The organism is Pseudodesulfovibrio sp. lm2024 (assembly GCF_051175575.1).
Taxonomy (GTDB): Bacteria; Desulfobacterota; Desulfovibrionia; order Desulfovibrionales; family Desulfovibrionaceae; genus Pseudodesulfovibrio; species Pseudodesulfovibrio caledoniensis.
The window spans coordinates 3,050,353-3,076,206 of sequence record NZ_CP195092.1 but is presented as its reverse complement, the minus strand read 5'-3'; the positions used below and the strand labels follow the sequence as shown (position 1 = coordinate 3,076,206).

Below are 25,854 nucleotides of genomic sequence, written 5' to 3'. Positions count from 1 at the left end.
CCTAGCCCTCGAGCAGGCCGGTCTTGGCGTTGAATTCATTGATCAGCCTGTCCACCTCGGGGGCCAGCTTCTGGACGCCGGTCCAGTAGCTCTCGTCGAACCACTGGGCCTGGATGTCCTCGAAGGCCATGCCCTGCTGTTCGATCCAGGTGTAGTACTTGAGGTTGTGGATGCGCTTGCGGTCGTAGTAGCCGAGCTCCTGCATGTTGTCGATGGTCGTGGCGGCCATCATGCCCCGGGAGTAGGCGGCGTCCTTGGCGTCGTACTCGCCCTTTTCGGCGGTCAACTCGGCCAGGCGGCTCTGGTACATCTCCATGGAGTCCGTGGCCACGGTCAGGACCACGTCGTCCTTGCCCAGCTCGTAGTACTTGGCGAACTTGACGGCCGAGATCATGTTGGCCACCGAGGAGATGCCGAGCAGGTGGAGGTTCTCGGCGATCTCGGCGGGCACGCCGTTCTCCTTGAGCGCCTCGATGCCGGCGGGCTCGTTGAACAGCCGGATGAGGTTCATGGGCACCTCGTCGTCCACGGCGATGACCATGTCGGTGTTGCGCACGTTGTGGACCCAGGGCACGTGCTTGTCGCCGATGCCCTCGATGCGGTGCGCGCCGAACCCGTTGTTCAGCAGGGTGGGGCACTGCAACGCCTCGCAGGCGGCCACCTTGACGCCCGCGAACTGCTGCTTGAGGTAGTCGCCGCTGGCCAAGGTGCCGCCCGAGCCGGTGGACAGGACCACGCCCTTGAAGTGCTTCTGGGCGTCGTCGGACAGGGACTCGATCAGTTCGGTCATGGCCCGGCCGGTCACGGTGTAGTGCCACAGGTAGTTGCCCATGTCGTCGAACTGGTTGAAGATCATGATGTCGTCGCCGGACTTGCGCAGCTCCCAGCACTTGTCGAAGATCTCCTTGACGTTGGACTCGGAGCCCGGGGTCTTGATGGTCTCGCCCGCCACCTTGGACAGCCAGTCGAACCGCTCCCGGCTCATGCCCTCGGGCAGGATGGCGATGGACTCGCAGCCGAGCAGGTTGGAGTCGTAGGCCCCGCCACGGCAGTAGTTGCCGGTGGACGGCCAGACCGCCTTCTGCTTGCGCGGGTCGAACTGGCCGGTGACCAGGCGCGGGGCCAGGCAGCCGAAGGCCGCGCCGACCTTGTGGGCCCCGGTGGGGAACCACTTGCCGACCAGCAGGACGATGCGCGCGTCCACCCCGGTCAGGGACGAGGGCAGCTCGATGTGGTTGACGCCCGCGTATGCGCCGCCGCTCACGGCGGGCTCGTTCTTCCAGGAGATGCGGAAGAGGTTGATCGGGTTGAGATCCCACAGCCCGACCGCGCCGAGCTTCTCCTTGATGGCGGCCGGAATCTTCTCCGGGTGGCACATCTGTTCCAGGGTGGGGATGATGATATTCTTCTCGCGCGCGCAGGCCACGGCGCTTTCCAGACCCTGCGGGTTGATGGTCAGGTCAAGCATGGTTGTCCGTCCTTTATCGGTTATGATTCTTGTTTGCGTTGGGCGTTGTCCAGGGCGTTCCCCAGCGCGTTCGCGAGGGCGTCCAGGGTCGGAGCGATGACCGGGGGCGCGGCGTCGCACGCCCTGATGGTCGCGTCCACGTCCTTGAGCCCTGAGCCGGTCACGAGGAGCACGCAGGTCTCGTCACGGGCCGCCAGGTCCTGGTCCAGGGCCGCGTGCAGCCCGGCCAGGGGCGATGCCCCGGCGGGTTCGGCGAACACGCCGGTCATGCGGGCCAGTTCCGGGATGGCCGCCAGGATGGCCTCGTCAGACACGCGCAGGAAGGCCCCGCCCGTGCCGTTGACCGCGGCCATGGCCTTGCGGCGGTCGCGGGGCAGCCCCGCGGAAATACTGTCGGCCACGGTGTGGGCCTGGATGGGAGGGAAGGTCACCGGATCGGCCCCCTGTTTCCAGCAGCGGTGCAGGAAGTCGCTGCCTTCCGCCTGCACGCCCATGAGCCGGGGCATGCGGTCGATCCAGCCCAGCCGGAAGAGGTCCATGAACCCCTTGTGCAGGCCGGAGATGATGCAGCCGTCGCCCACGCCCGCGAACACGGTGTCCGGGCACTGCCAGTTCAGCTGCTCGCAAATCTCGAAGGCGGCGGTCTTCTTGCCCTCGGCCATGTAGGGGTTGAAGCCGGTGTTGCGGTTGTACCAGCCGTATCTGTCGGCGGCCTTGAGGCACAGCTCGAAGGCGTCGTCGTAGCTGCCGTCCACCAGGAAGACGCGGGCCCCGTAGGCCAGCAGCTGGGCCACCTTGGCCCTCGGGGCCGAGCGGGGCACGAAGATGGTGCAGGCCATGTCGCTGGCCGCGCACATGCCCGCCAGGGCGGCGGCCGCGTTGCCGGTGGAGGCGGTGGTGATCATGTCCGCTCCGGCCTCGCGCGCCTTCATCACGGCCAGGGCGCTGGCCCGGTCCTTGAGGGAGCCGGTGGGCTGGCGGGAGTCGTCCTTGACGTACAGGGCGTTCAATCCCAGGGATTTCGCCAGGCGGTCGGTCTTGTAAAGCGGGGTCCAGCCCACGGCGGCGGCCGGGACCGGGGTGTCGGGCAACACCGGCAGGAGCGGGCGGTAGCGCCACTGGCTGCATGTCCTGTCCTGGGCCAGGCTCTGTGGGGAAATCCGTCGCCCGATGGCGTCGTAGTCGTATTCGATGTCCAGGATGCCTTCGTTGCCGTGGTCCGGGCAGACGTAGTCCACCTCGCCGGGGAGGTAGGTCCTGCCGCAGATGGTGCAGCGCATTCCTGTGATGTGATCGGGCCTTGGTGTCTTGTTCATGTTTTCTGCTTGCGGTTGTTATGGCCGGGCGGCGGGATGAGCCTGCCGCCCGGCGTTCAAGCCTTGGGCCGGGTTATTTGGAGGCCTCTTTGATGGCGTCCAGGAAGGCGTTCAGCATGGCCTTGCCCTCGTCGCCGAAGTGCTCTTCGAGGTACTTCATGACGACCGGCTGGGAAGCGGCGCGGAAGCGCTCCTTCTCGGACTCGGGCAGGGTGTAGACCTCCATCTTGGAGGACAGGAAAGGCAGGCCGCGATCGGACGCCTCGATGGCGTTGGCGATGCCCCTGGAGACCACGATGGCGGTCTTGGCGGCGCTCTCCACGACCTCCCGCTCGGCCGGGGTCAGGGAGTTGTAGAAGTCGGCGTTCATCATCCAGACGTGGGGCGCGAACAGGTGGTTGGAGATGGTCAGGTACTTCTGGACCTCATACAGCTTGGCGAACTCGACGATGGGCACCGGGTTCATCTGGCCGTCGGCGACGCCGGTCTGCAGGGAGGTGTAGACCTCGGACCAGGCGATGGACACGGGCTGGCCGCCCAGGGAGGAGACGAGCATCTTGTGGGTGTCCAGGCCCATGGTGCGGATCTTCAGCCCCTTCATGTCTTCCAGGGTCTTGATCGGGCGCTTGGAGTTGGTGAACTGGAAGAAGCCGCCGGAGTCGGAGAAGCCCAGGCACTTCATGCCGGTCTTGGCGGAGATGTCGCCGGCCAGTTTTTTGCCGAAGGGACCGTCGAAGACTTCATAGGCCACGGCGTGGTTCGGGAAGGCGAAGGGCACGTCGAGCACGGAGATCATGGGGTAGACGCTGCCGATGGCGCCCACGGAGTGCACGCCGAGCTGGATGATGCCGTCCTTGACCTGCTGGACCACTTCGGCGTCCTTGCCGAGCTGGCCGCTGGGGAATATCTGGACCTGGACCTCGCCGTTGGTGCCGGACTCGACCAGGTTCTTGAAGACCACGGCGGCCGCGCCGGACGGATTGTCGAACGCGCCGTTCTTGTTCAGGTGGTGCATCTTGATGACCTTGGCGGCCAGCGCACCCTGGGCCGAGCACAGCATCAGAGCCGCCACGGCGATCAGGACAGTCAGTCTCTTACCGATTCTCATAGGATCCTCTCATGGTTTGTTCCGCTACATGTCGAGCAGAAGTTTGGGGAAAAACATAGCCAGGTCCGTCCAGAAGGTGGTGATGAAGAGCACGCCCACCTCCACGAGTATGAACGGCCACAGCGCGGCGCTGATGCGCTCTATGCGCTCGCCGGTGACCGAGGAGAGCACGAATATGCAGGCCCCCACGGGCGGGGTCATGAGCGAGATGTTCAGGGTCAGGACGATCATCACGCCCGCGTGCACCGGGTTCATGCCGATGGCCTGGGTCAGGGTGCCGAGCATGGGGGTGAGGATGATCAGCGCCGCGTTGATGTCCATGAACATGCCGATGACCAGCAGCAGCGCCAGGATCATGGCCTTGACCATCCACGGGGTGGTGGACAGGGACAGGAACGCGTCCGCGATCTGCTGCGGGATCTGCATGAAGGTCATCCACCAGCTCAGGATCGAGGCCGAGGCGATGATCAGGAAGACCACGCCGGTTATCCTGGCCGTGCGGATGAGCATTTGAACGATGTCGTTGAAGGTCAGGTTGCGGTGGATGACCACGCCCACGAACAGGGCGTAGAAGACCGCGATGGCCGCCGCCTCGGTGGGGGTGACGATGCCGCCCAGGATGCCGCCCAGGATGATGGCGGGCATGATCATGGCGAGGATGCTGCCCTTGAAGGCGCAGAGAATCTCCTTGAGCGACGGGCAGCCCTCCTTCTTGGGCAGGCCGAGCTTGCGCCCGAGCGCCACGATGAGCGCCATGCACACAAGGCAGATGAGCAGGCCGGGCAGGATGCCCGCCGCGAACAGCCCGGCGATGGAGACGCCGGCCAGCGAGCCGTAGATGACCATCAGGTTGGACGGCGGGATGGTCGGGCCGATGATCGAGCCCGCTGCGGTGACCGCGCAGGCGAACGGGCGGGTATAGCCCTGCTTGACCATGGCCGGGACCAGGGTGTTGCCGAAGGCGGCGGTGTCCGACACGGCCGCGCCGGTCATGCCCGCGAAGAGCACGGAGGCCAGCATGTTGGAGTGGGCCAGGCCGCCGCGCAGGTAGCCCACCAGGGCGTCTGCCAAGTTGGCGATGCGCTGGGTCATGCCCACGCGGTTCATGATCTCGCCCGCCAGGATGAAGAAGGGCATGGCCATGAAGGTGAACAGGTTGAGTCCCTCGAAGAATCGCTTGGGGGCCATAACCAGGAAGTTGTCTCCGCCCACCTGGACGAGTCCGGCCACGCCCGCGATGCCGAGCACGAACCCGATGGGCACGCCGATGAGCAGCAGACCGAAGAAGATGATGGCGACGGTCAGCATCAGGCGGCCTCCTTCCTGGCGAAAACGGGGGTGATCCCGGCCGCGTCGCGGATCATGACCGCCGCGATCTGGAAGACCGTGAGCCCGGCCGTGACCGGCACGGCGGTGAACGGCACGAACATGGTCATGCCGAAGATGGTCGCGTACTGGTTGGCCCCGCCCTTGGCCATGGTCACGCCGTACCAGGTCAGGAACAGGAAGAAGGCCAGGCCGAGCAGGTCGAGGAGCATGCGCGCGGGCATCTGCCAGGAGAGCGGGAGCCGCGAGAAGACCAGGTCCAGGCCGATGTGCTCGCGCCGGTAGGCGCAGCAGGGCACGGCCAGGAGCGCGGCCCAGATCATGACGTAGCGGGCCAGTTCCTCGGTCCAGGTGGCCCCCAGCGCCAGGGCGTAGCGTTCGAGAATCCCGAACCAGACCACGCCGATCATGGCGGCCACCAGGAGGGCGCAGACCCGCTCCAGGACGTAGTTCAACCGGTAGGAAAACCGTTCCACGGAGTTCGCGAGGCTGACGAAGGGTGTTGTTTCTTGTGTGTGCATAGTGTGTGTGGTTGAGGTGATGCCCTTATAGAGCAGATACCGTGCCAGTTCCGGAGGCTGCTGCCGGGTTTTTTGCCGTTTTGGTATTTTTTAAATATACACTATGATATCAGTATGTTAACTGCAAATTATTAACCAGTAGATTTCTTTCGGCACGGTGCGATATTGCTTGAACCCCGGAGCGATTACGATTATGTCACAAGTGTTTTCATTTTGATAACGGCGGAGGCTTTGCCTGGCCGTCGGGCTAAAACGGCACGATGCCGGGTTGTTGCGGCCATCCGTCAATGGTTGCGGCGCAAGGCTGGTATCGTTCTGATACGGGGGATGACGCCCCGACGGAGCAGATGATGGAAGTGAACATGGAGAACGTGCCCCAGGACCTGTGGGAGATCAGCGGGGCGGCGGGCAAGTACGCGGCGGTCATATCCAAGGTCCTGCGCGTGGACGTGGAGATCGTGGACGGCAACCTGTACCGCGTGGCCGGGACCGGGCGGTTCGCCGGGCTGGTGGGCAAGCAGATGTCCTCGGCCAGCGGGGTGTACCGCCAGGTGCTCAAGACCGGGCGGCCCCTGGTCATCCGTGAACCCGGATTCTCCGAGTTCTGCGCCGACTGCCCCAACTGGCAGTCCTGCGACGAGACCTTCGAGATGAGCACGCCCATCCTGTACAAGGGCACCGTGGTCGGGGTCATCGGGTTCGTCTGCTTCACCGAGGAGCAGAAGGATCACATTCAGGACAACTTCGAGGTCTTCTTCGACTTCCTGGCCCAGATGTCCGACATCCTGGCCTCCAAGGTGGTCGAGTCCATGGAGTACGCCCGCAGCCTGGCGCTCGGCCAGCTGCTCGAGACCGTGGTGGACAAGGTCGACGAGGGCGTGCTCCTGCTCGCCCCGGACGGGCGCATCGTGCGTTCCAACAAGGCCGCCCAGCAGATTCTCGACTTTCCTCTCGAAGGCCAGGACGCCATCACGGTCGAACTCCGGCGCGGCGAAAACCGGCTACTCCAATACACCGAGTACACGGTCAACCTCCTGGGCCGGTCCCACGATGTGGCCGGGAACGAATACCGTCTCCAGCACGGCGAGAGCGCCAGCATGTTCATGTTCCGCGACGCCCAGCTCATGCACGACGACGCCCTGCGGCTGGCCTCCTCCCACGAACGCCTCGGCCTGGACGCCATCCTCGGCACCTCGGACGTCATCGCCACTCTCAAGGAGCAGGTGGCCCGGTTCGCGGATTCCAACTCCTCGGTCCTGGTCACCGGCGAGTCCGGCACCGGCAAGGAACTCGTGGCCCGCGCCCTGAACGAGGAGGGCGGCCGCAAGGAGGGCCCGTTCGTGGCCATCAACTGCGGGGCCATCCCCGAGACCCTGCTCGAAAGCGAACTGTTCGGCTATGTGGGCGGGGCGTTCACCGGGGCCAACCCCAAGGGCAAGATGGGCCGGTTCGAGCAGGCCAACGGCGGCACGCTCTTCCTGGACGAGATCGGGGACATGCCCCTGCACCTCCAGGCCAAGCTGCTGCGCGCCCTGGAACAGCGCGAGGTCACCCGGCTCGGCTCCACCCAGCCCACGGCCATCGACGTGCGCGTGGTCTCGGCCACCAACCGCAACCTCGAGGAGATGGTCCACAACGGCACCTTCCGCGAGGACCTCTTCTACCGCCTCAACGTCATCCCCATCCACATCCCGCCCCTGCGCGAACGCCCCCGAGACATCCATCTGCTGTCCAAGGTCTTCCTCGAACAGAGCATGAGCCGCCTGGACAAGGAAATCCTGACCATCAAGGAGTCCTTCTGGACCGCCGTCAGCGAATACCACTGGCCCGGCAACGTCCGCGAATTGCAGAACTCCATCGAGTACGTGGCCAACGTGGTCGATTCCCCGGCCGTCGTCACCCGCGAAACCCTGCCCCTCAAGGTCCGGTCCGGCGTGCACGAGTCCGAATACGCCGACTACAATCTCGAAACCATGGAACGCACCCTCATCCAACAGGCCCTCAAGGCCTTCGGCAACGATACCGGCACCAAGGCGGCCAAAGAACTCGTGGCCCAAAAACTCGGCATCGGCATCGCCACGCTCTATCGCAAGATCAAGAAGTACGGGCTGGAGTAGGCGGCTTGGGAGAGTGGGTCAGCTGTGCATTTTCTTCCGGGGGCTTCAACCGCTTTTGGTGGCGGCGGGTTTGCTGGCTTTTAGTTTGAGGGGTTGTTTTCCAGAAGGTCTATGTAGGATCCGGAGATGAGGTTTTCTTCTTTGACCTCGAGGCGTTGCATTAGCTCTTTGGCAATATTGGCGCCGTCTGTGGTGGTGTCTTCTTTACCCAGAACAACTTCAAATTCCAGGAAATTGCCGAGATTATCTACCTCGTCCAAGTGGATTCGCGTATTTCTTGAGAAGAAGAGCGTCCGTTTTTTACCTACTTTGCCGCGTACCCCGAGAATGGTGGAGAGTAGGGCGTGGATGATCTGCGGGAAGAGTATCGGGATGCGCAGGTACTTGGAGTGTTTCGGCCCGGGGGCGTCGCTTCTGCTGTAGATGATCAGCTCGGATTTTCCGTTAACATTTCTGAGCTTAATGCGATACCTGTTCAGTTGGTAAAAGGTGTCCTTTTGAAATAGCAGACCGTGGCAGGGGCCGCAGACCGCCTCGATTTTTCTTTTCAATTCATCCGGGTCGGCAACACGGGCTTTGATTTCTATATTTTCCGACATGCATATCTCCCCATTTCAGGGCTGAAGAAAAGCGGTTTTATAGGATGCTTACCGCTTATAACCCCTCAGCATACCGAGTAACGCAGAGCCGGGTCAAGCCACCCAAGCACCGATGAAAATACAGTATCTCAACTTGTCGCTTCCCCCATGCCGTAGGCACACAAAAAGTTTTGAAAGGAGAGCCCCGAGGGGAAAACTTTTTCCAAAAGTTCCCCCTCGGGCCGCCGGAGGCAAAAAAGGCCGGGTGCGCGTCAGCGCATCCGGCCTTTTCGTCGCCGCCTAGCTATGGCAGGGCGGGATGCGTTGGCGTGGGGGGCGGGGGATGAAGCGGCCCTGGCCCGGTTTGGCGGTGACGAGGCTGTTTTCGAAGACGATGTCGCCGCCGAGGATGGTCATGGTGGGCGAGCCGGTGAAGGTCATGCCCTCGAAGATGCTGTAATCGATGGCGTGGCGGTGGGTCTTGACCGACACGGTGTGCTGCTTTTTCGGGTCCCAGAGGACCACGTCGGCGTCGGCGCCGGGCGCGACGACGCCCTTGCGCGGGTGGATATTGTAGATTTTCGCTGCATTGGTGGAGGTCACGGCCACGAACTGTTCCGGGGTGATGCGGCCCTTGGCCACGCCTTCGCTGAAGACGATGCGCATGCGGTCCTCGATGCCGGGCGCGCCGTTGGGGATTTGGGTGAAATCGGTCAGGCCCCGGTTGCGGTCGGCCTGGGTGAAGGTGCAGTTGTCGCTGGCCGTGATCTGGATGTCGCCGCTGCGGATGCCTTCCCACAGCGCCTCGCGGTGCTCGGGCGAGCGGAAGGGCGGGCTCATGACGTAGCGGGCGGCGATCTCGGGATCGTTGTCGTAAACCGAATCGTCCAGGAGCAGGTGGCCGCACAGGGATTCGGCGTAGACCTCCTGGCCGGACTGTCGGGCGCGGGTCACGGCGTGCAGGGCGTCCTCGCAGCTCATGTGCACGATGTAGATCGGCGCGCCCGCGATCTTGGCCAGGGCGATGGCGTGGTAGGTGGCCTCGCCCTCGGCGATGGGCGGCCGGGACAGGGCGTGGCCCTTGGGGTGGGTGATGCCGTTTTCCAGGAGTTTTTTCCGCATGTAGGCGATGATCTCGTCGTTCTCGGCGTGGACCGTGCAGAGCGCGCCGAGTTCGCGGGCCAGGGAGAAGCTGGCGAGCATCTGGTCGGGCTCGAGCATGAGCGAGCCCTTGTAGGTGGTGAAGTGCTTGAAAGAGTTGACGCCGCGCTCCTCGGCCAGGATGCGCAGCTCCCGGGCGGCCCGGTCGTCGAACCAGGTCACGGTGGCGTGGTAGGAGTAGTCGCAGGTGGCCTTGGCCGCGCGCTCCATGCAGATGTCGCAGGCCTCGAGATAGGACTGGCCGTACTTGGGGTTGATGAAGTCGATGACCATGGTGGTCCCGCCGGACAGGGCCGCCAGGCCGCCGTTGTCGAAGCCGTCGGCGGTGCGGGTGACCGGGGTGGGCATCTCCAGGTGCGTGTGCGGGTCGATGCCGCCGGGGATGACCATGAGGTCCTGGGCGTCGATGACGCGGTAGTCCGGGCCTGCGGACAGGGTGGGGGCCACTTCCCTGATGACGTTGCCCTCGATGAGCACGTCCGCGTTATCCGAGCGGTCGGCGTTCACGACCAGGCCGTTTTTGATGAGCAGTTTCATTGTATTGCCTCGCGTTCCGGTCAGGCCTGTACTGAGCGGCGCCGGAACCATTCGCTGACGACGATGACCAGGATGTTGAACAGGACGATGAGCATGGCCAGGGCGTTCAGGCTCGGCGAGAGGTGGAACCGGAAGTCCGAGGCCACCAGTACGGACAGGGGCTGGGCCCGGCCGCTGGTGAAGTAGGAGACCGTGTACTCGGCGTTGGACAGTACGAAGGAGATGAACGAACCGGCCAGGATGCCGTTTTTCATCAGCGGAAGCGTGACCCGGCAAAAGGTCTGCCAGGGGGTAGCCCCGAGGTCTCCGGCGGCCTCCTCCAGCCGCTTGTCCACGCGGAACAGGACCGAGGCGATGATCACGGTGACGAACGGCAGGATGATCATGGCCTGGGAGATCCACACGGTGTAGAGGCCTTTGGCGATGCCCACGTCGTTGAGGAAGGTCACCTGGGCGATGGCGAAGATGAGCTTGGGCACGAAGAAGGGCAGCACGAGCAGGGCCAGGAAGGCGGTCTTGCCCTTGAACTTGTGGCGCGTCAGGACCAGCGCGGCCATGGAGCCGAGCACCGTGGTGATGATGGTCACCGGGAAGGCGACGGCCATGGTGGTCAACAACCCCTTGAAGATGCGCCCGTCGTGCAGGATCTGGTTGTACCAGTCCAAGGTGAACCCGGTCAGGGGAAAGGCGATCATGTCCGAGGAGTTCAGGGAGAACAGCCCCATGAGCATGATCGGCAGGTAGACGAAGCCGTAGACGACGATGGAATAGCCGCGCAGGGCGGCCCAGCCGGAGAAGCGCATTAGTTCGCCCTCCGGATGCCGCGTCCCCAGGGGGACTTGTAAAAGAGGTACACGGCGGCGGTGATGAACGCGGCCATGGCGGTCAACAGCACCCAGGCCAGCGCCGAGCCCGTGGGCCAGTCGAAGGCCGCGCCGAACATGTCGTGGATGGCGCTGGTCACGGTCACGCCCGAGGACCCGCCGATGAGCTGCGGGGTCAGGTAGTCGCCGACCACCAGGACGAAGACCATCATGAAGCCCGCGACGAGCCCGGCCCCGGTCAGGGGCAGGACCACCTTGAAGAACGTGGCCGTGTGGCGGCAGCCCAGGTCCATGGCCGCTTCGAGGTAGGAGTCGTCCATGGCCTCGATGGCCGCCCACAGGGGCAGGACCATGAACGGCAGGTAGTTGTAGGTCAGGACCAACGCCGTGGAAAATGGCGAGAACAGGAGGACCCAGATGGGTTCCTTGATGATCCCCAGCCACATGAGCAGGGAGTTGAGCACGCCCTCGGCCCCGAGGACCACGCGCCATGCGAAGATGCGGATCAGGTCGCCGGTGTACAGCGGGATGAGCAGCAGGGTGAGCAGTGGGGCCTTGTAGATCTTGACCCTTTTCGCGATGAAGAAGGCCAGCGGGTAGGCGATGACAGAGCAGACGGCCGCGATGCCGATGCCGTACATGAGCGCCTTGACGACCAGGCCGCGATAGGTCTCGCTTTCGAGCACCCGGACGTAGTTGGCCAGGGTGGGCTCGCGCAGGATGGACACGAAATCCACCTGGAAAAAGCTGTAGCTGAAGAGCACGGCCAGGGGGGCCACGCAGAAGAAGGTCAGGAACAGGACATTGGGCCCGGTCAGGGCCAGCAGGGTCAGCTGCCGGACGCGGTCGATGCGCGTTGCACTCATAGCGCGCCGCCTCCCTCGGGGGGCGTGCCGTGGACCACGCGCAGTCGGTGGCCGGGCACGGCCAGGTCCAGGGAATCGCCGGGCTCGGCCGGGACGTCGTGGGACAGCCTGGCCACGATGCGTTGACCGGCCACCTCCACCTCGACCATCTTGACGCTGCCCTGGAAGACCACGTGGGTGACCGTGGCCTTGAAGGTCAGGGACGGGCTCTCGGGCACGCCCACGGGTTGGGTGTCCTCGGCCCGGACGCACAGGCAGGCGGGCTCGTTCACCTCGACCGTGGGGCTGCACGCGGCCTCGATGGTGCCCAGCGGGGTCTGGATGACCGCCTTGCCGGACGCCTTGTCCACGGACGCGACCGTGCCCGGGATAAGGTTTGCGCCGCCGATGAAGTCGGCCACGTAGGCGTTGACCGGGGCGTGGTAGATTTCCTCGGGGCAGGCCGCCTGCTCGATGCGCCCGCCGTTCATGACGATGAGGATGTCGGACAGGGCGAACGCCTCCTCCTGGTCGTGGGTGACGTAGAGGAAGCTCATGGCCAGCCGCTGCTGGAGGTCTTTCAGCTCCACCTGCATGTGGCGGCGCATCTTGAGGTCCAGCGCGCCGAGCGGCTCGTCGAGCAGGAGCAGCTTGGGCTCGTTGACGAAGGCGCGGGCCAGGGCCACGCGCTGCTGCTGCCCGCCCGAGAGCTGGGACGGGTAGCGGGCCGCCATGGACTCCATCTTGACGGTCTCGAGCGCCTTGTCCACACGCCGCTTGACCTCGATCTTGGGCAGCTTGCGCAGGTTCAGGCCGAAGGCCACGTTGTCGGCCACGCGCAGGTGTGGAAACAGGGCGTAGTTCTGGAAGACCGTGTTGATGGGCCGCTCGTAGGGCATGACCCCCATGAGCGGGGTCCCCTGCAGGGTCAGCGAGCCGTCGGTCACGGACTCGAACCCGCCGATCATGCGCAGGATGGTGGTCTTGCCGCAGCCGGACGGGCCCAGGATGGTCACGAAACAGTCATCCGGGATGTCGAAGTCCACCCCGTGCACGGCGCGGAACGACCCGTAATCCTTGATCAGGCCCCGAGCCTCCAGCAGGACGCTGGAGGCCGGGGTCGTGGTGCAATGGCGGTTCATGTATTAGCTGGCCTTCACTTCGTTCCAGATGCGCACCCACTTGCCGTAGTCGGCGGGGTTTTCCTTCCAGACAAAGTTATCCATGACGCTGAGGTCCTTGATGAAGATGCGGTCCTGCTCCTCGGGGGTCAGCTTTTCGCGGGCCGTGGAGGTGGAGATGGCGTACGGGCCGTCCAGGGCGAGCTTGTAGCCGTAGTCCGGGCCGAGCACGTAGTTGATCAGCTCGTGGGCCGCGGCGGCCCCTTCCGGGGAGGCGTCCTTGGGGATGGCGCAGGTGTCGCACCAGCCGATGACCCCTTCCTTGGGCTTGGCCATGCCCATGTCGATGCCCTTGGCGCGCAGGTCGTAGTAGGGCGGGACCCAGGAGAAGGCGCAGACCACCTCGCCGGTGGCGAACAGGTTGGTCAGGTCGGCGATGGAGTTCCAGTAGGTGCGCAGCAGCTTTTTCTGGGCGATGCAGGCCTTCTTGCACTCGGCCAGCTCCTTGTCGTCCATCTTGAAGATGCGGTCGCGCGGAATGCCCACGTACATGGCGGCGATGGCGATGGCCTCCAGGGCGTAGTCGCGCATGGCCAGGCGGCCTTTGTATTTCTCACCCTCGAACAGGGTGGACCAGTCGGGCTCCTCGTCCATGAGGTCGGCGCGGTAGACGAGGGGGTTGATGCCCCAGTAGAAGGGGATGCCGTAAACCCGGCCGTCCTTTTTGCCCAGCGGGGTGTTCATGAACGGGGCGTAGCGCTTGGCCGCGTTGGGGATCTTGGAAAGGTCCAGGGGTTGGAGCAGATCGGCGGCCACGTAGAGCTCGACCTTGTCCAGTCCGGGGGTGATCAGGTCCCAGTCGGCCCCGCCGCCCGCGCGGATCTTGGCGAACTGTTCGTCATCGGAGCCGATGAACCCCTTGTCGATGGAAATGCCGGTGGATTGGACGAAGTCGGCCACGTACTTGTCGTAGGCCAGATTCTCCCAGGTCAGCCAGTGCACCGCCTTGTCGGCGGCCCAGGACATGCCCGGAACGGCTCCGAGCATGGTGCCCATGGCGCCCATGGCCGAATATTTCAGGAACTCCCTTCTGCGCATATGTCCTCCTTGGTGTGGTTCTGCTCGAGTGGCAGGCGCGCGTTGTTGATATGGTCGAGTTGAGCAATATGCGTACCACTACGGCGGCGAGAGCGGCGTATATTGTTCAAAATGTAAAAAATAACGGGTGTGTTCATGATCTAGTTTTTACATTTTGCCGTTATTGCAAAAACAGACCAGCCATTGGCCTGTCTCGTCTGCGCCCGTATTTCAGAGAGACCTGAAAGAGGTTAACCGGGACCGCGAATGGTGAGGCGGGGATTTCAGGTGGGCGCACCTTGGACCCGGTCGGGCAAAGCCTCTTTCGTATCAATTTGAGAACAGATATGGCTGCGGCAGGCTGCGACGTGGTTTCAACTCGTTGATATGACGATAGTTCAGGGGAGAGCGGCGGCGGGTAACGGGATGTTATCGGATTGATACTCAAGTTGACAATTATGTGGCATACAATTCGGGCCCATTCGGAAAAGGAGGCGGGTTTGTCCTTGCGGAACATGCCACCGGGGGGTATATTGAATATCTCGCCGCAACGTCGGGAGCGCGCCGGTTCCTTTTGACCGGCCGGGACCGCGGACCGCCTTTGGGCGGAAAGCGGTTTTTTCACTGGCTCGCGCGGGCCGCTCCGGCGCTGCGAGCCGTTTCGCCAACATCAACCCCACTGCTTCAGACATGAAAACCAATCTCTCCGAACTCGCTCCGATCGCCTCCCTCGATCTGGCCGCTCCGGCCGACCAGGACCTCGAAACCTTCAAGCCCGAGAACGTCTGCTCCAAGATGATCCGCTACAAGGTCGAGAACGGCCGGTTGACCCGCCTGGACTTCACCGGCGGGTGCGACGGCAACCTCAAGGCCATTGCCGCCCTGGTGGAAGGCATGAAGGTCGAGGACGTGGTCGACAAGCTCAAGGGCATCACCTGCGGCAGGAAGGACACCTCCTGCGCGGACCAGCTCTGCGTCGCTCTGATGGGCGGCACCCACTGATTCCGGAGTTCCGACCCGAATGACAAGGCGGTCGGGCCTCAGGCCGCCTTGACCCGCTTCTTCGCGCCCCAGGGGCAGACCTTGATGCACACGCCGCAGATGGAAGAGCCGATGTTCTCCATCCTGGCGCAGACCTCGCGCACGTGGTGCACGCAGCGCTCGAAGCGCAGGGCCTCGTCGCGCGATGCGTAGTGCGAGTCGGTGTTCACGTTGCGGATGGCCCCGGCCGGGCAGGCGTCCGTGCACTTGGTGCAGCCGCCGCAGCGATTTCTGACGGGCTCGTCCGGGACCAGGTCCGCGTCGGTCAGCACGGTGACGAGGCGGATGCGCGGGCCGTAGTCCGGGCTGACCGTGAGCAGGCTCTTGCCCTGCCAGCCGATGCCGGCGGCCACGGCCACGGCCTTGTGCGACAGGTAGGAGACGTTGCGCTCGGCGTCGAGCACCTGGCTGGCGGGCAGGGGCATGGCCCGGGCCCCGCGCTCCTCCATGTACCGCGTGAGCCGCAGCGCCGCCTCGTCCAAGAGCGCGTTCACCCGCGAGTAGTGCGAGGCGTAGATGGGCGTGGGCCGGTCCGTAATGGTCTCGATGATCGGGCTGCTCAGGGCCACGGCCATGGACACGGCGTAGCGGAATCCGTCGAGCAGGTCCGGCGGCATGGTCTCGATGCCCCGGAGCCGGTCAAGGTCCGCTATGCGCGCCACGGTCGCGCCCGCCTCCATCGCGAATTTCTTGATTTCTTCACTGTTCATGCGGGCAGGCTAGCAGCCCGCGCCCCTGCTTACAAGAGTCCTTTCCCGCTTCGGCCGAATCGCGAGCCGCGCGAATTGCCTTGGACGCGCCGCTCTGGATAGCGGCGGGCCATGGCTGTAGCGGCCGACGGGTCGCCCCGTCCCATCCCGCAAAATCCCTCCCTGAACGCGCAAGGACCGCGAACGTGCCTTGCAAGATTGCGCCAGCGTGACCGGAGTCTGGCAAGACAGGGATTTTGGCACATCTCGCAATTATAATTATTCAATTATATCAATCAAGTGAAAAAAATATTTTGATTTCGCCCCATGCGGCATGCCCTATGCAAAGTTGTGAGGCAAGAAACGCGACCACCCAACAAGGAGAAAGGATAATGGAAATAGTTTTTAGCGCACACGGTCACTCCTGTGACCTTGCACTGCATCCGGTTTCCGAGAAGACGGCCAAGACCATCCAGAAGTACGGGGCCGAAGTCTACTCCATGAGAGCCCTGGAGTGGTGGCGCAAGGGCAAGACCGCCACCTGGGGCATGCGCATCGACGACATGTGCAACATCCAGGTCACGGTGGACGGCAGGCCCGTGGAGTTCGACTACAACCGGATTATCTCCGATCCGCTGAAGATCCGCCGCCGCATGTACCTCGACAGCCGGGCCAAGTATCTCTGCGTGCTCGGCTTCGACAACGAGATGTGCAAGTTTTCCTGGAAGTGGAGCGATGCCTCCGAGTACGACCCCTCCAAGTTCGAGTTCATGGTCCACCAGTGGGACCGCATCATGGGCGAGGAGGGCTACTACATTCTGGACGAGATCCGCTACGGCAACGAGTTCGCCACCAGCCACGACTGGTGCGACGCCTCGGGTTTCACCCTGGTGGCTCCGCGCATCATCGACCTTGAAGAGGTCAGGCGCGAGCTGGCCCAGGGCGGTCCGGAGCACATCGGCCCCGCTTTCCCCTCCCCCCAACACACCACTCCTTCTCCCAAGTCCCCGGAATAGTCCGGGCACTCCTCTTCCCGTCAGGGGCATCCGCAGCCCCGCAGGGCAGGCCCCGCGCAGCAATGCGCGGGGCCTTTGCTTTTCAACCCCGGCCGCAGGTGCTGCGCGGACGCCTCCAAGCCGGAACCCCCGCGCCTTTCGACGCGGGGGCTCGCTGCTTGGGGTTGAGGGGGAGGGGTCTAAATATCGGTTGATCCGTCCCGGATCGGGTGTTCCACGTCCATGGCCGGGGGCAGGTGCAGGGTCACGGTGGTGCCTTGGCCCGGACGGCTGGCCAGGGTCACGCTCCCCCCGGACTCCTCGATGATCTTCTTGATCAGGGGCAGGCCCAGCCCGTTGCCGTCCGCCTTGGTGGAGTAGAAGGGGTTGAAGGCGCGGTCCAGCTCGGTCTCGCTCATGCCCGTGCCCGAGTCCGTGATGCGCACGACCACGTCGCCGTCGCCCATGGACAGGCCGATGGTGATCTCGCCGCCGCCGGGCATGGCCTCGATGGAGTTCTTGATGATGTTCACCAGGCACTGCTTCAGGGAGTCGGCGTCGCCCTGCACCGAGGGCAGGTGGTCGTTGGCCCTGATGACGATGGCGTATCCCTGGCGGCCGTAGCCCACGTCCATGAGCTCGGCCACGTCGCGGCAGACCTCCTCCAGGTCCACGGCCGAGCCCGGTCCGGGCGAGGGGCGCACGAAATTGAGCATGTTGGTCAACAACTTGTCCAGGCGGCGGGTCTCCTCCACGATGATCTGGACCTTCTCGCGCTCCTGCTCGTCCAGCTTGGGGGAGCGCAGCAGGGCGTTGGCGAACCCGCCCACCGCGTAGAGCGGGTTGCGGATCTCGTGGGCCAGGTAGGTGGATATCTCGCCGATGATGGCGAACTTGTCCTGTTGCTGCTGGTACTTCTCGCGCTGGGTCCGCTCGGTGATGTCCCGGTGCATGACCATGATGTGGGACATGTGCCCGCGCATGTCGAAGATGGGGTAGGCGTAGAGCCGGTAGTACTGCAGCAACCCGCTGCCGTTGACCCGGGTGACCAGGGCCTCCTCCTTGCGGCCGCTGAGCAGCGTCTTGTGGAAGGGGCAGACCGGGTCGAGCTGGTTGCAGAAGGTCGAGCCGTCCCGCAGCCTGGCGGCCTCCCAGCACGGTTTGCCGAGCAGTTCCTTGCGCGGCACGCCCGCCCGCTGCCAGACCGTGCGGTTCAGGTCCTGGATGTTCCCGCTCTTGTCCAGGAGAAAGATGTCTTCGCGGATCTCGTCGATGATGGACCGGATCAGGGTGCGCTGGTGGTCCAGGCTGGTCATGTAGTGGCCCTTGACCACGGCCATATCGTGCAGCCCGCACAAAAAGATCAGTTCGCGGTGGTCGATCAGCGCGACGGTGGGGGGCAGCATGGTCCGCAGCGCGGCCGCGACCCCCCGGTCGCCGGTGATCTCGACCACCAGGTTGATCTCCGGGTGGGCGTCGAGCATCTCCCGGTAGGTCGGGTAGACGGGGCAGGTCTCGCAGTCCTCGGGCAGCGGCTCGCCCGGCGTGGTGTCGCTGATGGCCGACAAACACATCTCGGGCAGGAATTCGCGGAAGGCCTCGTTGTAGATGATGTCGAGCAGGACCCGGAGCATGGAGCCCGTGCCGACCACGCCCACGTTGAAGGGGCCGAGGGTCCCGTTCCAGTAGCAGACGCCGAGGTTCTCGTATGCGAAATCGTCCATGAACGTCCTCCGGTCCGTTCCGTGCGCTTCCCTCTGGCCTGCGGCCTAGCGGGAGCCCGTTCCGTCTATCAGTTCCGACACCCCGATCTGCCCGTGCCGCAGCAGCTTGCGCTCCATGGCCCGCTGCACGGTATCGAGGATCTCCTGCAATGACGCTGGCTTGAGCAGGTAGTCGAAGACCCCGTTGTGCAACAGCTTCATGGCGTCGCTGATGGAGGTGTGTCCGGTCAGGCAGACGGTCTCCACGTCAAAGCCCTGCAACTGTATCTCGTTGAAGGTCTCCGCGCCCGACATGCCGTCCATCTTCATGTCCAGCAGCACCACGTCGAACTCGTTCGTGGCCAGCTTGTTCAGGGCGTCGAGCCCGCTTGCGGCCGAGTCCACGGTCAGCCCCTCCGCGTGCAGCAGGCGGCACAGGGACTGCCGGAACCGGTCTTCGTCGTCGACCACGAGAATTCTCGCCTTGGGGGTCATGGTACACCTCTTATCGTTTGAAGGGAATGCGCACGGTGAACGACGCTCCCTTGCCCGGGGAGGACGTTACCAGGATGTCCCCGCCCAGTTCATTGATGATCCGCAGGCTGACCGACAGGCCGAGCCCGGTGCCCTGGCCAGGAGCCTTGGTGGTGAAAAACGGGTTGAAGATGCGCTCCCGGTGCTCTTCGGAGATGCCCGGCCCGGTGTCGCGTATCTCGGTGCAGGCCATGGTCCCCTCGCCGTAGGTGGTGATGAAGATGTCGCCGTCGCGGTCCACGGCCTGGACCGCGTTGATGAGCAGGTTCAGGAACACCTGGCGCAGCAGGGGCGGGTCCGAGGTCACGGTGGGCAGGTTCGGGTCGAACCTGCGGTGGATGCGGATGCGCCGGGGCTCGGACTCGCGTCCCACCAGTTCGAGCATGTCCTCCACCAGCTGGTTGATGTCAGCGGGCTGGGACACGGGCTTGCGCTTGCGGGCGAGGTCCAGGAGCTTGTGGGTGATGTCCGAGCAGCGGGAGACCTGGGCATGGATGACGTTCAGGCTGTTGCGGACCTCTTCGAGGACCTCGGGCAGGGCCTCGGGCGAGGTCGCCTCGGCCAGGTCGCAGCGCATCAGTTCGGCCTCCTGGAGGATGATGTTCAGGGGGTTGTTGATCTCGTGGGCGATGCCCGTGGACAACTCGCCCAGGGCCAGGACCCGTTGGGACTGGATGAGCTGGTCGCCCATCTCGGTCCGCTCGGCCTCGGCCTGGTCCAGCCAGCGCGACGAGGCCCAGAGCAGCAGCCACATGCCCGCGGCCACGGCCAGGGCCACGAACAGGGCAAGGGCGTCGCCGGTGCGCCCGTGGAACCAGGCGGCGGCGCCCACGGCCAGGCACGACACGGGGTAGGCGGAGCGGCCGAGCATGACCACCCGTCGGGCGTAGGTCAGGCTCATTGCTGCCCCCGCCTGGCGATGCGCAGCTTGGCGTGCTCGTTGGCCGCCCGGATGCGCCCCAGCAGGTTGTCGATGGAGAACGGCTTGAGGATGTAGTCGTAGGCCCCGAGGCTGATGCCCTCGATGCCGGACTGCAGCGAGCCGTGGCCGGTCAGCATGATGACCTCGGTGTCGCGGAACCGCTTGCGGATCTCCTTGAGGGTGTCGATGCCGGAAAGGCCCGGCATGCGCACGTCCAGGATGACCACGTCCACCGGGTTCTCCCGGAGGAAGGCCAGGGCCGCCTCGCCGTTGGTCACGGTGTCCACGTGCACGTTGCGCTTGGTCAGCCTGCGCTTGATCAGCTTCAGGAAATCGGGTTCGTCGTCGACCACTAGTACGCGGATCTGGTTCATGGTTCCTCCTTACCGCCAGGGAATTGCGGCCCGGTGAGGGGCAGGCGGATGGTGAAGGTCGTGCCCTGGCCCGGTTCGCTGTTGACCTTGATGGTCCCGCCCAGCTTGCTCAGGGCGCTGTAGACGATGGAAAGCCCCAGGCCGGTCCCTTCGCCGGTGGGCTTGGTGGTGAAGAAGGGGTCGAACACCTTGGCCAGGTTTTCCTTGGCGATGCCCTCGCCGCTGTCGGCGATGTTCAGGACCACGCCGTCCCGGCCCGTGCGGGTGACCACCGAGATCTCGCCGTCCCGGTCGATGGCGTCGATGGCGTTTTCCAGCAGGTTCAGGATGACCTGCTGCAGCTGGTTGGCGTCGGTCGTGATCAGCGGCAGTTCGGGGTCCAGGTCGGTCTTGAGCGCGATGTTCCGGTGCCGGGTCTCGTTCTCCAGAAAGGAGGCGGTCTGGTTGGCCAGCATGTTCAGGTCCACGTCCTCCTGCAGCGGCTCCATGCGCCGGGCGAAGCCGAGCATGCGGTGGGTCACGGTGCGCGCCCGCTCCACGTGGCGGTCGATGTCCGAGACCGCCTCCTCGAGCTCGTCCACGGCCGGGCCTTCGCCCAGTTCGCCGTCGTTGATGATATCCCTGATCCAGCCCGCGCTCTCGCGGATGATGGACAGGGGATTGTTGACCTCGTGGGCCACCCCGGCGGCCAGCTTGCCCAGCGACGCCATCTTGCTCGATTGCATGACCGCCGCGTCCATGTCCGCGCGCTGGCGGTCCGAGGCCCGCAGCCGGGCCACGGCCGAGGACACGGTCAGGTAGGCGCCGAGGAAGATCATCAGGCCGCAGGCGCCGAGCAGGGCGTAGACGATGGAGCGGGTGCGCACCAGGGGGGAGAGCTCCTCGTCCGGGTTCTCGGTGATGACCAGCCGCCAGTTGGTGTCGGGCAGGGGGGTGATCCCGGCGATGACCGGGACGCCGTTCCGCCGCCAGGAGGCGATCTCCACGCCCTCGCCCTCCTGGCGCGGGGGCAGGGTGACCTTTTCCAGGGCCTTGCCGCCGAAGCGCGACGGGGATTGGAGCACGTCCTTGTCGTTGACGATGTAGGCGTCGCCCTGCTTGCCGGTGCGTACGTTGCGCACCAGCGAGGTGAACACCTCGGAGTCGATGGTCGCCCGCAGAATCCAGGTCCGGCCCGCCTCCTGGCGCTTCACCGCGATGATGAAGTGCGGGAAGTTGCGGAAACCCATGAACACGTCGCTGACGTACAGCCCCTTGAGCATGACCTGGTGGAACCACGGCGCGTCGCGGTAGTTCACGTCCTTCAGATCGAAAGGCCCGCAGTACGCCTCGTGGCCGCCGTTCTGGCCGATGACCCCGATGTCGAAGAACGAGCTGGACGTGCCGTGGACCGCGGCGAAGACCCGGTCCAGGTATTTCTGGTTGGACATCTCGTCAAAGGAGTGGATGTCGGCCAGCATCTGGAGCTGGACCACCCGCTCGTTCAGGAACATGGAGATGGCGTCCCGCCGGTTGGCGACCATCAGGCGCAGGTTGTCGGTCAGCTTCTCCTCGTAGGTCTGCCGGAATTCGTTGTGGATGACGTAGCCCAGCGCGAAGAGGGGAACCAGGGACAGCCCCAGGGTGATCAGCACCAGATACCACTTGAGCCGGGAATACGGTGTGGCGTTCATGCGGCGCACCCCGCTTCCCGGAGTTCCTCGGGCAGTCCTTCCAGCAGCTTTTCGATGTCCGCCTCGAACTTGTCGCGGTAGCGGACGACCATGGCAGGATCGGCCAGGGACATGTCGATCTGCCGGGTGTGCATGAGCAGGTAGCCGAGCACGGCCATGGCCTGCTCCACGGCCTGGCGGCTGACGCCCTCCAGCCGCGCGAACAGGGCGTCGTCCCGGATTTCGGCGATGAAGCCGCGCTTTTCCAGTATCTCGGCTACCAGGCGCGAGCGCAGGTGGCGGCGGTCCATGCTCGCCCCGCCCCCCTTGAACTGGAACAGGGCGTAGTTGACGTTGGGATCGTCGCCCGCGAATCCCTCGATGGTACAGAAGTGGAAGCCGAACCTTGATTGCAGGTTGCAGTAGCGGCCGCCCACGATGAAGTAGTTGCGCTCGCCCATGTCGTTGCGCGCCCCGGCGGCCAGGGCCGGGTTCTGCGCCGCGCTGGTCATCACGGACATGAATCCGTCCATGGTCGGCGGCGGCGGGCCCTCCCAGGGCACGGCCATCATGCCGTACCACAGGGCGCGCATGGGGGTGGAGCGCACGGCCTCGATGGTCACGTCCCGACGGGAATCGGCTTCCCCGGCAGCGTCCGCCGAGGTCCCGCCGCCGATGTCCACCAGCCAGTACTGCATGGCCCGCTCTCCGGCCAGCCTGCGCGCGCCCGACACCGGGCGGTCGTCCTGGGCGAACATCTCGCTGACCGCCTTTTCGTGGCAGAAGCGGGTGATGTCGTGCATGGACCGGCATCCCTCGGGCCGGAAGTCCGGGGACTCGGGGTCGGTCAGGGACAGCGGGGTGATGAATCTGAGGACCCGTTCCAGGGCCAGCCCCACGTCGGTCACGCGCACCCGGGCTGTGGGCCGGGCCTCCTGCCGGATCATCCGCTTGCGGCGGCCCAGGTAGATGGTTCCGTTGGTCCCGTTGACCGTGACCACGCCCACGCCCGAGAGCCGCTCCACCGCCCCGGGCGCGCCGATCAGGGCCGGGACGGCGTATTCCCTGGCCACGTTGGCCAGATGGCCCACGGAGCTGCCGAACTCGGCCACCAGGGCCGCGGCCCTGGGCAGCAGGGCGGAAAGCTGCGGGCGGGCGTTGCGGGCCAGCAGGATCGCGCCGTCCGGGAAGCGGAACATGTCCTCCTCGGTCTCGACCTTGACCACGTAGCCCGCGGCCGCGCCCGGACTGGCCGGGATGCACCCGGACAGGATGGCCAATCCCCGGCTCTCCTCGTCATCGGCCCACGGCTTGGACCCGGCGCAGGCCGCGTCCCCGCATACGGTCAGGGGACGGCATTGCAGAATGACGATCAGGCCGTCGCGGTCCTTGGCCCACTCGATGTCCTGGGGGTGCCCGAAATGCTTCTCGATGCGCAGGGCCAGGGCGGCCAGCCGCTCCACGTCGCGGTCCGAAACCGCCGGTTCCAGTTCCCTGCCGCCGAAGAGCTTCTCCTTGCGCACCTTGCCGCCCGAGGTCAGCACGAAGCGGATCTCCTTTTCCGCGATGTCCCGGCCGATGATCCTGCCGGTCTCGCGGTCCACGGCGTAGGAGTCGGCCATGGAGCTGCCGTCCACCACGGCGCAGGGCAGACCGGGCACGGCGTTGACGATGACCGCGTCCGAGTCGCCGTCCACAGGGGGACGGGTGTAGACCACCCCGCCCGCCACGGCGTTGATCATCTCCATGCATCCGGCGGCCATGACCATGCCGTCCTCGCGCAACCCCCGGTTGCGCACGTAGGTCATGGCCGTGGCCGAATACATGCTGGAGACGACCTCGCGGTAGGCGTCGGTCACCTGGGCGGGCTTGACCCCGAGCCGGGTGACGAACTGCCCGGCGAACCCGGCCTGTTCCGAGTCCTCGCCCAGGGCGCTCGAACGGACCGCGAAACGGATGTCGCCCAGCCGGGCGCACTGCGCGCGCACGGCCGCTTCGAGTTCGTCAGGCATGGGGGCCAGGTCGATGGCCTGGCGGATGCTCCGGGCCAGGTCGTTGAGCTCCTCCAGCGAGGTCCCGTCGTGGATCTGGATGAGCCGGTTGATCTCGTCGTCCAGGCCCGTGGCTTCCATGAACAGGCGGAAGCCCGAGGCCGTGATGGCGAAGCCGCGCGGCACCACCGCGCCGAGTTCGGCCTTGATCTCGCCGAGCATGGCCACCTTGGACCCGGTCTCGGGCAGGTCGATGGCCCGCAGGTCGGCCATGCGCACGACCGGCGGCCCGAGCGGTCCTCTGGGCGGCCCGGCAAAGGCCTGGTCCATGTCCCGGACTATGCCGTTGAACACATCGCGCAGACCGTCGTACCGGCCCGGGGCCATGCGGCACAGCCGCTCGATCATCTGGCGCACGCTGGAGGCGACCATGACGCTGTAAGCCCGTACCCGGGTGATCCCGGACGGCTGGCCGGAGCGGGCCGCCTCGGTCATCTCGGCCATGAGCTCCAGGGCTTTGCCGTTGGCCGCAAGAAGAAGCCTGAAGTCTTCGGACTTGTTCAGAAAATGTTCAACCGCTTCACGCTTTCCCTCGGGATTTCCGTGGATGAAGTGGAACAGGGTCTTGAGCGCGGTCTTCATGGCGAACCTCCGGGGCTACGGTTGGCCGCGACGGTGGGAGCGGACGGCGTCCAGCACCTTGAAATAGAGCTCGTCGGTGCCCACGGGCTTGAGCAGGAAGTCGAATGCACCCATGTCCATGCCCTCTATGAGCACGCCGGAGTCCGCGTGGCCGGTCAGGATGATGACCGGCAGGTCCGGTTTGATGGCCTTGATCCGGCGCAGGGTCTCCAGCCCGTTCATCTCCGGCATCATGACGTCGAGGATGGCCACGTCGAAGTCGCTCTCGCGGACATGGTCGATGGCCTGCTGGCCGCTCTGGGCCTCGGTGATCTCCACGTTCCTCCGCTTGAAGCGGCGCGCGTAGGCGGTCAGGAAGTCGGGTTCGTCGTCGACCAGGAGCAGGCGTATCTTCTTCATGGCGGTCCTCCCGTGTGGAGTCTCCCCTCCAGGGGCCGGGGGCGGGGGCGCGCCCCCGGCCGGATGGGGAGGGTAAGGAATGCGTGCGCGCGGTCGCCCGTGCGCAGGGGGACATTCCTATTGGAACAATTGCTTCAGCTCCATGACCATGGGCGCGGCGGTCCAGAAGAAGAGGAGCATGACCACGGCGGTCAGGACGATGAGCAGAAGCGCCCTGGCCTTGCTCACGCCGAGCCCCTTGTGCAGGCCCACGCCGATGAGCACGGCGCGCACGGGCTCCATGATGATGGCCAGGCCCGGAATCCAGGAGACGACCATGACCGCGCCGCTGGCGTAGGCGTAAATGTTGAAGACCCGGCCGAACTGCGTCCGGTCCCGGCCGGTCATGCCCATGAGGATGAAGGTGATGACCGCTCCGAAGGCGGGCATGAGGATGGCGTTGAGCATCATGACCACCCCCATGACCAGGGAGTTCTCGAAAAAGTAGGCCATGCTCACCGAGCAGTAGAACAGGGCCGAGATCATCAGGAAAAAGAGCGCCCGGCGGGAGCCCGGCTCGTCGGCCACCCGCTCGAAATGGCGCACGGGCGTGCGCATGACGTCCATCAAGGTCTCGAAATATTCCCGGATCCCCATCCTGGCGGTTGTTTCGCGCGTCGCTTCCATGGTGCCCCCACGTAATTTGATGGTTCGAAGGTCTAGAACAGGTCCCTGGTGCATTCGAAGAGGCCCCAGATCAGCATGGCCATGGTCAGCACGAACAGGATCCTGCGTTCGGTCTGCTTGCTGAAGTAGGTCACGCCGTTTTTGTGGACGAATTCGTGTTCTTGCTTGTCTTGCTCTTGCATCGTGTCTTCCTTTTGTTGTCGGCGGCCCGCCCGGAGGCGGGCCGCCGGTTGTGTTGTTTCAGGTC

At 64.8% G+C, this 25,854-nt stretch carries 24 protein-coding genes; 3 read left to right on the top strand and 21 right to left on the bottom strand.

The features are described 5' to 3' along the window. Position 1 precedes the first annotated feature (1 nt). The 5 genes from ACR42D_RS14400 to ACR42D_RS14380 all read right to left on the bottom strand — a co-directional run bounded on the left by ACR42D_RS14400 (position 2) and on the right by ACR42D_RS14380 (position 5,694). Positions 2-1,468, bottom strand: coding sequence for a pyridoxal-phosphate dependent enzyme (locus ACR42D_RS14400; protein WP_484567483.1), 1,467 nt, complete (start codon positions 1,466-1,468; stop codon positions 2-4). Positions 1,469-1,488: 20 nt separating this feature from the next. Next, the gene (thrC, locus tag ACR42D_RS14395; RefSeq protein WP_484567482.1) at positions 1,489-2,784 is read right to left on the bottom strand and encodes a threonine synthase; all 1,296 of its coding nucleotides are present in this window, start codon (positions 2,782-2,784) and stop codon (positions 1,489-1,491) included. A 73-nt stretch (positions 2,785-2,857) separates the two neighbouring features. Beyond that, positions 2,858-3,892: a TRAP transporter substrate-binding protein gene (locus ACR42D_RS14390; protein WP_484567481.1), complete on the bottom strand. Its 1,035-nt coding sequence runs from the start codon at positions 3,890-3,892 to the stop codon at positions 2,858-2,860. A 24-nt stretch (positions 3,893-3,916) separates the two neighbouring features. Beyond that, positions 3,917-5,200 carry a TRAP transporter large permease gene (locus ACR42D_RS14385; protein WP_484567480.1) on the bottom strand — a complete coding sequence of 428 codons (1,284 nt, stop codon included), beginning with the start codon at positions 5,198-5,200 and terminating at the stop codon, positions 3,917-3,919. After that, entirely contained in the window at positions 5,200-5,694 is a 495-nt protein-coding gene (locus ACR42D_RS14380) for a TRAP transporter small permease (protein ID WP_484567479.1), read from the bottom strand. The genes ACR42D_RS14385 and ACR42D_RS14380 overlap by 1 nt, the downstream gene beginning before the upstream one ends. Before the next feature lie 395 nt (positions 5,695-6,089). On the opposite strand from ACR42D_RS14380, the gene ACR42D_RS14375 reads away from it, so the two are divergent. Beyond that, entirely contained in the window at positions 6,090-7,856 is a 1,767-nt protein-coding gene (locus tag ACR42D_RS14375; protein ID WP_484567478.1) for a sigma 54-interacting transcriptional regulator, read from the top strand. 80 nt (positions 7,857-7,936) lie between these two features. On the opposite strand, the gene ACR42D_RS14370 is transcribed toward ACR42D_RS14375, so the two are convergent. The 6 genes from ACR42D_RS14370 to ACR42D_RS14345 form a co-directional block, all read right to left on the bottom strand. Next, complete coding sequence (locus tag ACR42D_RS14370; protein ID WP_484567477.1) at positions 7,937-8,455, bottom strand: class IV adenylate cyclase; 519 nt, start codon at positions 8,453-8,455, stop codon at positions 7,937-7,939. 279 nt (positions 8,456-8,734) lie between these two features. Then, positions 8,735-10,132 carry a dihydropyrimidinase gene (gene hydA, locus ACR42D_RS14365; RefSeq protein ID WP_484567476.1) on the bottom strand — a complete coding sequence of 466 codons (1,398 nt, stop codon included), beginning with the start codon at positions 10,130-10,132 and terminating at the stop codon, positions 8,735-8,737. Between the two features lie 20 nt (positions 10,133-10,152). After that, positions 10,153-10,935 carry an ABC transporter permease gene (locus tag ACR42D_RS14360; RefSeq protein WP_484567475.1) on the bottom strand — a complete coding sequence of 261 codons (783 nt, stop codon included), beginning with the start codon at positions 10,933-10,935 and terminating at the stop codon, positions 10,153-10,155. Next, positions 10,935-11,822, bottom strand: coding sequence for an ABC transporter permease (locus ACR42D_RS14355; RefSeq protein ID WP_484567474.1), 888 nt, complete (start codon positions 11,820-11,822; stop codon positions 10,935-10,937). The genes ACR42D_RS14360 and ACR42D_RS14355 overlap by 1 nt, the downstream gene beginning before the upstream one ends. Beyond that, complete coding sequence (locus ACR42D_RS14350; RefSeq protein WP_484567473.1) at positions 11,819-12,943, bottom strand: ABC transporter ATP-binding protein; 1,125 nt, start codon at positions 12,941-12,943, stop codon at positions 11,819-11,821. Before ACR42D_RS14350 ends, ACR42D_RS14355 begins: the two co-directional genes overlap by 4 nt. A gap of 3 nt (positions 12,944-12,946) precedes the next feature. Then, entirely contained in the window at positions 12,947-14,020 is a 1,074-nt protein-coding gene (locus tag ACR42D_RS14345; RefSeq protein ID WP_484567472.1) for an ABC transporter substrate-binding protein, read from the bottom strand. A 669-nt stretch (positions 14,021-14,689) separates the two neighbouring features. On the opposite strand from ACR42D_RS14345, the gene ACR42D_RS14340 reads away from it, so the two are divergent. Beyond that, positions 14,690-15,001, top strand: coding sequence for a TIGR03905 family TSCPD domain-containing protein (locus ACR42D_RS14340; protein WP_484567471.1), 312 nt, complete (start codon positions 14,690-14,692; stop codon positions 14,999-15,001). A 38-nt stretch (positions 15,002-15,039) separates the two neighbouring features. On the opposite strand, the gene ACR42D_RS14335 is transcribed toward ACR42D_RS14340, so the two are convergent. After that, positions 15,040-15,750, bottom strand: coding sequence for a 4Fe-4S double cluster binding domain-containing protein (locus ACR42D_RS14335; RefSeq protein WP_484567470.1), 711 nt, complete (start codon positions 15,748-15,750; stop codon positions 15,040-15,042). A 371-nt stretch (positions 15,751-16,121) separates the two neighbouring features. On the opposite strand from ACR42D_RS14335, the gene ACR42D_RS14330 reads away from it, so the two are divergent. After that, positions 16,122-16,745, top strand: a complete 624-nt coding sequence (locus ACR42D_RS14330) for a hypothetical protein (protein WP_484567469.1) — start codon at positions 16,122-16,124, stop codon at positions 16,743-16,745. 179 nt (positions 16,746-16,924) lie between these two features. Here the strand turns inward: ACR42D_RS14330 and ACR42D_RS14325 are convergent, their stop codons facing one another. The 9 genes from ACR42D_RS14325 to ACR42D_RS14285 all read right to left on the bottom strand — a co-directional run bounded on the left by ACR42D_RS14325 (position 16,925) and on the right by ACR42D_RS14285 (position 25,789). After that, positions 16,925-18,448, bottom strand: coding sequence for a two-component system sensor histidine kinase NtrB (locus tag ACR42D_RS14325; RefSeq protein WP_484567468.1), 1,524 nt, complete (start codon positions 18,446-18,448; stop codon positions 16,925-16,927). 45 nt (positions 18,449-18,493) lie between these two features. After that, positions 18,494-18,922 (bottom strand): response regulator, encoded by a 429-nt coding sequence (locus ACR42D_RS14320; RefSeq protein WP_484567467.1) that lies wholly within the window; start codon positions 18,920-18,922, stop codon positions 18,494-18,496. Between the two features lie 10 nt (positions 18,923-18,932). Beyond that, positions 18,933-19,862 carry a sensor histidine kinase gene (locus ACR42D_RS14315; protein ID WP_484567466.1) on the bottom strand — a complete coding sequence of 310 codons (930 nt, stop codon included), beginning with the start codon at positions 19,860-19,862 and terminating at the stop codon, positions 18,933-18,935. Next, positions 19,859-20,257 (bottom strand): sigma-54-dependent transcriptional regulator, encoded by a 399-nt coding sequence (locus ACR42D_RS14310; protein ID WP_484567465.1) that lies wholly within the window; start codon positions 20,255-20,257, stop codon positions 19,859-19,861. Before ACR42D_RS14310 ends, ACR42D_RS14315 begins: the two co-directional genes overlap by 4 nt. Further along, entirely contained in the window at positions 20,254-21,930 is a 1,677-nt protein-coding gene (locus tag ACR42D_RS14305; protein ID WP_484567464.1) for a sensor histidine kinase, read from the bottom strand. The genes ACR42D_RS14310 and ACR42D_RS14305 overlap by 4 nt, the downstream gene beginning before the upstream one ends. Further along, positions 21,927-24,542 (bottom strand): PEP/pyruvate-binding domain-containing protein, encoded by a 2,616-nt coding sequence (locus ACR42D_RS14300; protein ID WP_484567463.1) that lies wholly within the window; start codon positions 24,540-24,542, stop codon positions 21,927-21,929. Before ACR42D_RS14300 ends, ACR42D_RS14305 begins: the two co-directional genes overlap by 4 nt. Before the next feature lie 15 nt (positions 24,543-24,557). Continuing rightward, complete coding sequence (locus ACR42D_RS14295; protein WP_484567462.1) at positions 24,558-24,941, bottom strand: response regulator; 384 nt, start codon at positions 24,939-24,941, stop codon at positions 24,558-24,560. 117 nt (positions 24,942-25,058) lie between these two features. Beyond that, positions 25,059-25,607, bottom strand: coding sequence for a Yip1 family protein (locus ACR42D_RS14290; RefSeq protein WP_484567461.1), 549 nt, complete (start codon positions 25,605-25,607; stop codon positions 25,059-25,061). A gap of 32 nt (positions 25,608-25,639) precedes the next feature. Continuing rightward, the gene (locus ACR42D_RS14285) at positions 25,640-25,789 is read right to left on the bottom strand and encodes a hypothetical protein (protein WP_484567460.1); all 150 of its coding nucleotides are present in this window, start codon (positions 25,787-25,789) and stop codon (positions 25,640-25,642) included. Positions 25,790-25,854: the final 65 nt, after the last annotated feature.

Coding starts and splice junctions, on each gene's coding strand:
- ACR42D_RS14350 (WP_484567473.1), bottom strand. CDS start 12,943: ATGAACCGCCATTGCACCACGACCCCGGCCTCCAGCGTCCTGCTGGAG.
- ACR42D_RS14320 (WP_484567467.1), bottom strand. CDS start 18,922: ATGACCCCCAAGGCGAGAATTCTCGTGGTCGACGACGAAGACCGGTTC.
- ACR42D_RS14340 (WP_484567471.1), top strand. CDS start 14,690: ATGAAAACCAATCTCTCCGAACTCGCTCCGATCGCCTCCCTCGATCTG.
- ACR42D_RS14295 (WP_484567462.1), bottom strand. CDS start 24,941: ATGAAGAAGATACGCCTGCTCCTGGTCGACGACGAACCCGACTTCCTG.
- ACR42D_RS14330 (WP_484567469.1), top strand. CDS start 16,122: ATGGAAATAGTTTTTAGCGCACACGGTCACTCCTGTGACCTTGCACTG.
- ACR42D_RS14300 (WP_484567463.1), bottom strand. CDS start 24,542: ATGAAGACCGCGCTCAAGACCCTGTTCCACTTCATCCACGGAAATCCC.
- ACR42D_RS14310 (WP_484567465.1), bottom strand. CDS start 20,257: ATGAACCAGATCCGCGTACTAGTGGTCGACGACGAACCCGATTTCCTG.
- hydA (WP_484567476.1), bottom strand. CDS start 10,132: ATGAAACTGCTCATCAAAAACGGCCTGGTCGTGAACGCCGACCGCTCG.
- ACR42D_RS14335 (WP_484567470.1), bottom strand. CDS start 15,750: ATGAACAGTGAAGAAATCAAGAAATTCGCGATGGAGGCGGGCGCGACC.
- ACR42D_RS14360 (WP_484567475.1), bottom strand. CDS start 10,935: ATGCGCTTCTCCGGCTGGGCCGCCCTGCGCGGCTATTCCATCGTCGTC.
- ACR42D_RS14305 (WP_484567464.1), bottom strand. CDS start 21,930: ATGAACGCCACACCGTATTCCCGGCTCAAGTGGTATCTGGTGCTGATC.
- ACR42D_RS14345 (WP_484567472.1), bottom strand. CDS start 14,020: ATGCGCAGAAGGGAGTTCCTGAAATATTCGGCCATGGGCGCCATGGGC.
- ACR42D_RS14370 (WP_484567477.1), bottom strand. CDS start 8,455: ATGTCGGAAAATATAGAAATCAAAGCCCGTGTTGCCGACCCGGATGAA.
- ACR42D_RS14325 (WP_484567468.1), bottom strand. CDS start 18,448: ATGGACGATTTCGCATACGAGAACCTCGGCGTCTGCTACTGGAACGGG.
- ACR42D_RS14400 (WP_484567483.1), bottom strand. CDS start 1,468: ATGCTTGACCTGACCATCAACCCGCAGGGTCTGGAAAGCGCCGTGGCC.
- ACR42D_RS14375 (WP_484567478.1), top strand. CDS start 6,090: ATGGAAGTGAACATGGAGAACGTGCCCCAGGACCTGTGGGAGATCAGC.
- ACR42D_RS14355 (WP_484567474.1), bottom strand. CDS start 11,822: ATGAGTGCAACGCGCATCGACCGCGTCCGGCAGCTGACCCTGCTGGCC.
- ACR42D_RS14285 (WP_484567460.1), bottom strand. CDS start 25,789: ATGCAAGAGCAAGACAAGCAAGAACACGAATTCGTCCACAAAAACGGC.
- ACR42D_RS14385 (WP_484567480.1), bottom strand. CDS start 5,200: ATGCTGACCGTCGCCATCATCTTCTTCGGTCTGCTGCTCATCGGCGTG.
- thrC (WP_484567482.1), bottom strand. CDS start 2,784: ATGAACAAGACACCAAGGCCCGATCACATCACAGGAATGCGCTGCACC.
- ACR42D_RS14390 (WP_484567481.1), bottom strand. CDS start 3,892: ATGAGAATCGGTAAGAGACTGACTGTCCTGATCGCCGTGGCGGCTCTG.
- ACR42D_RS14315 (WP_484567466.1), bottom strand. CDS start 19,862: ATGAGCCTGACCTACGCCCGACGGGTGGTCATGCTCGGCCGCTCCGCC.
- ACR42D_RS14290 (WP_484567461.1), bottom strand. CDS start 25,607: ATGGAAGCGACGCGCGAAACAACCGCCAGGATGGGGATCCGGGAATAT.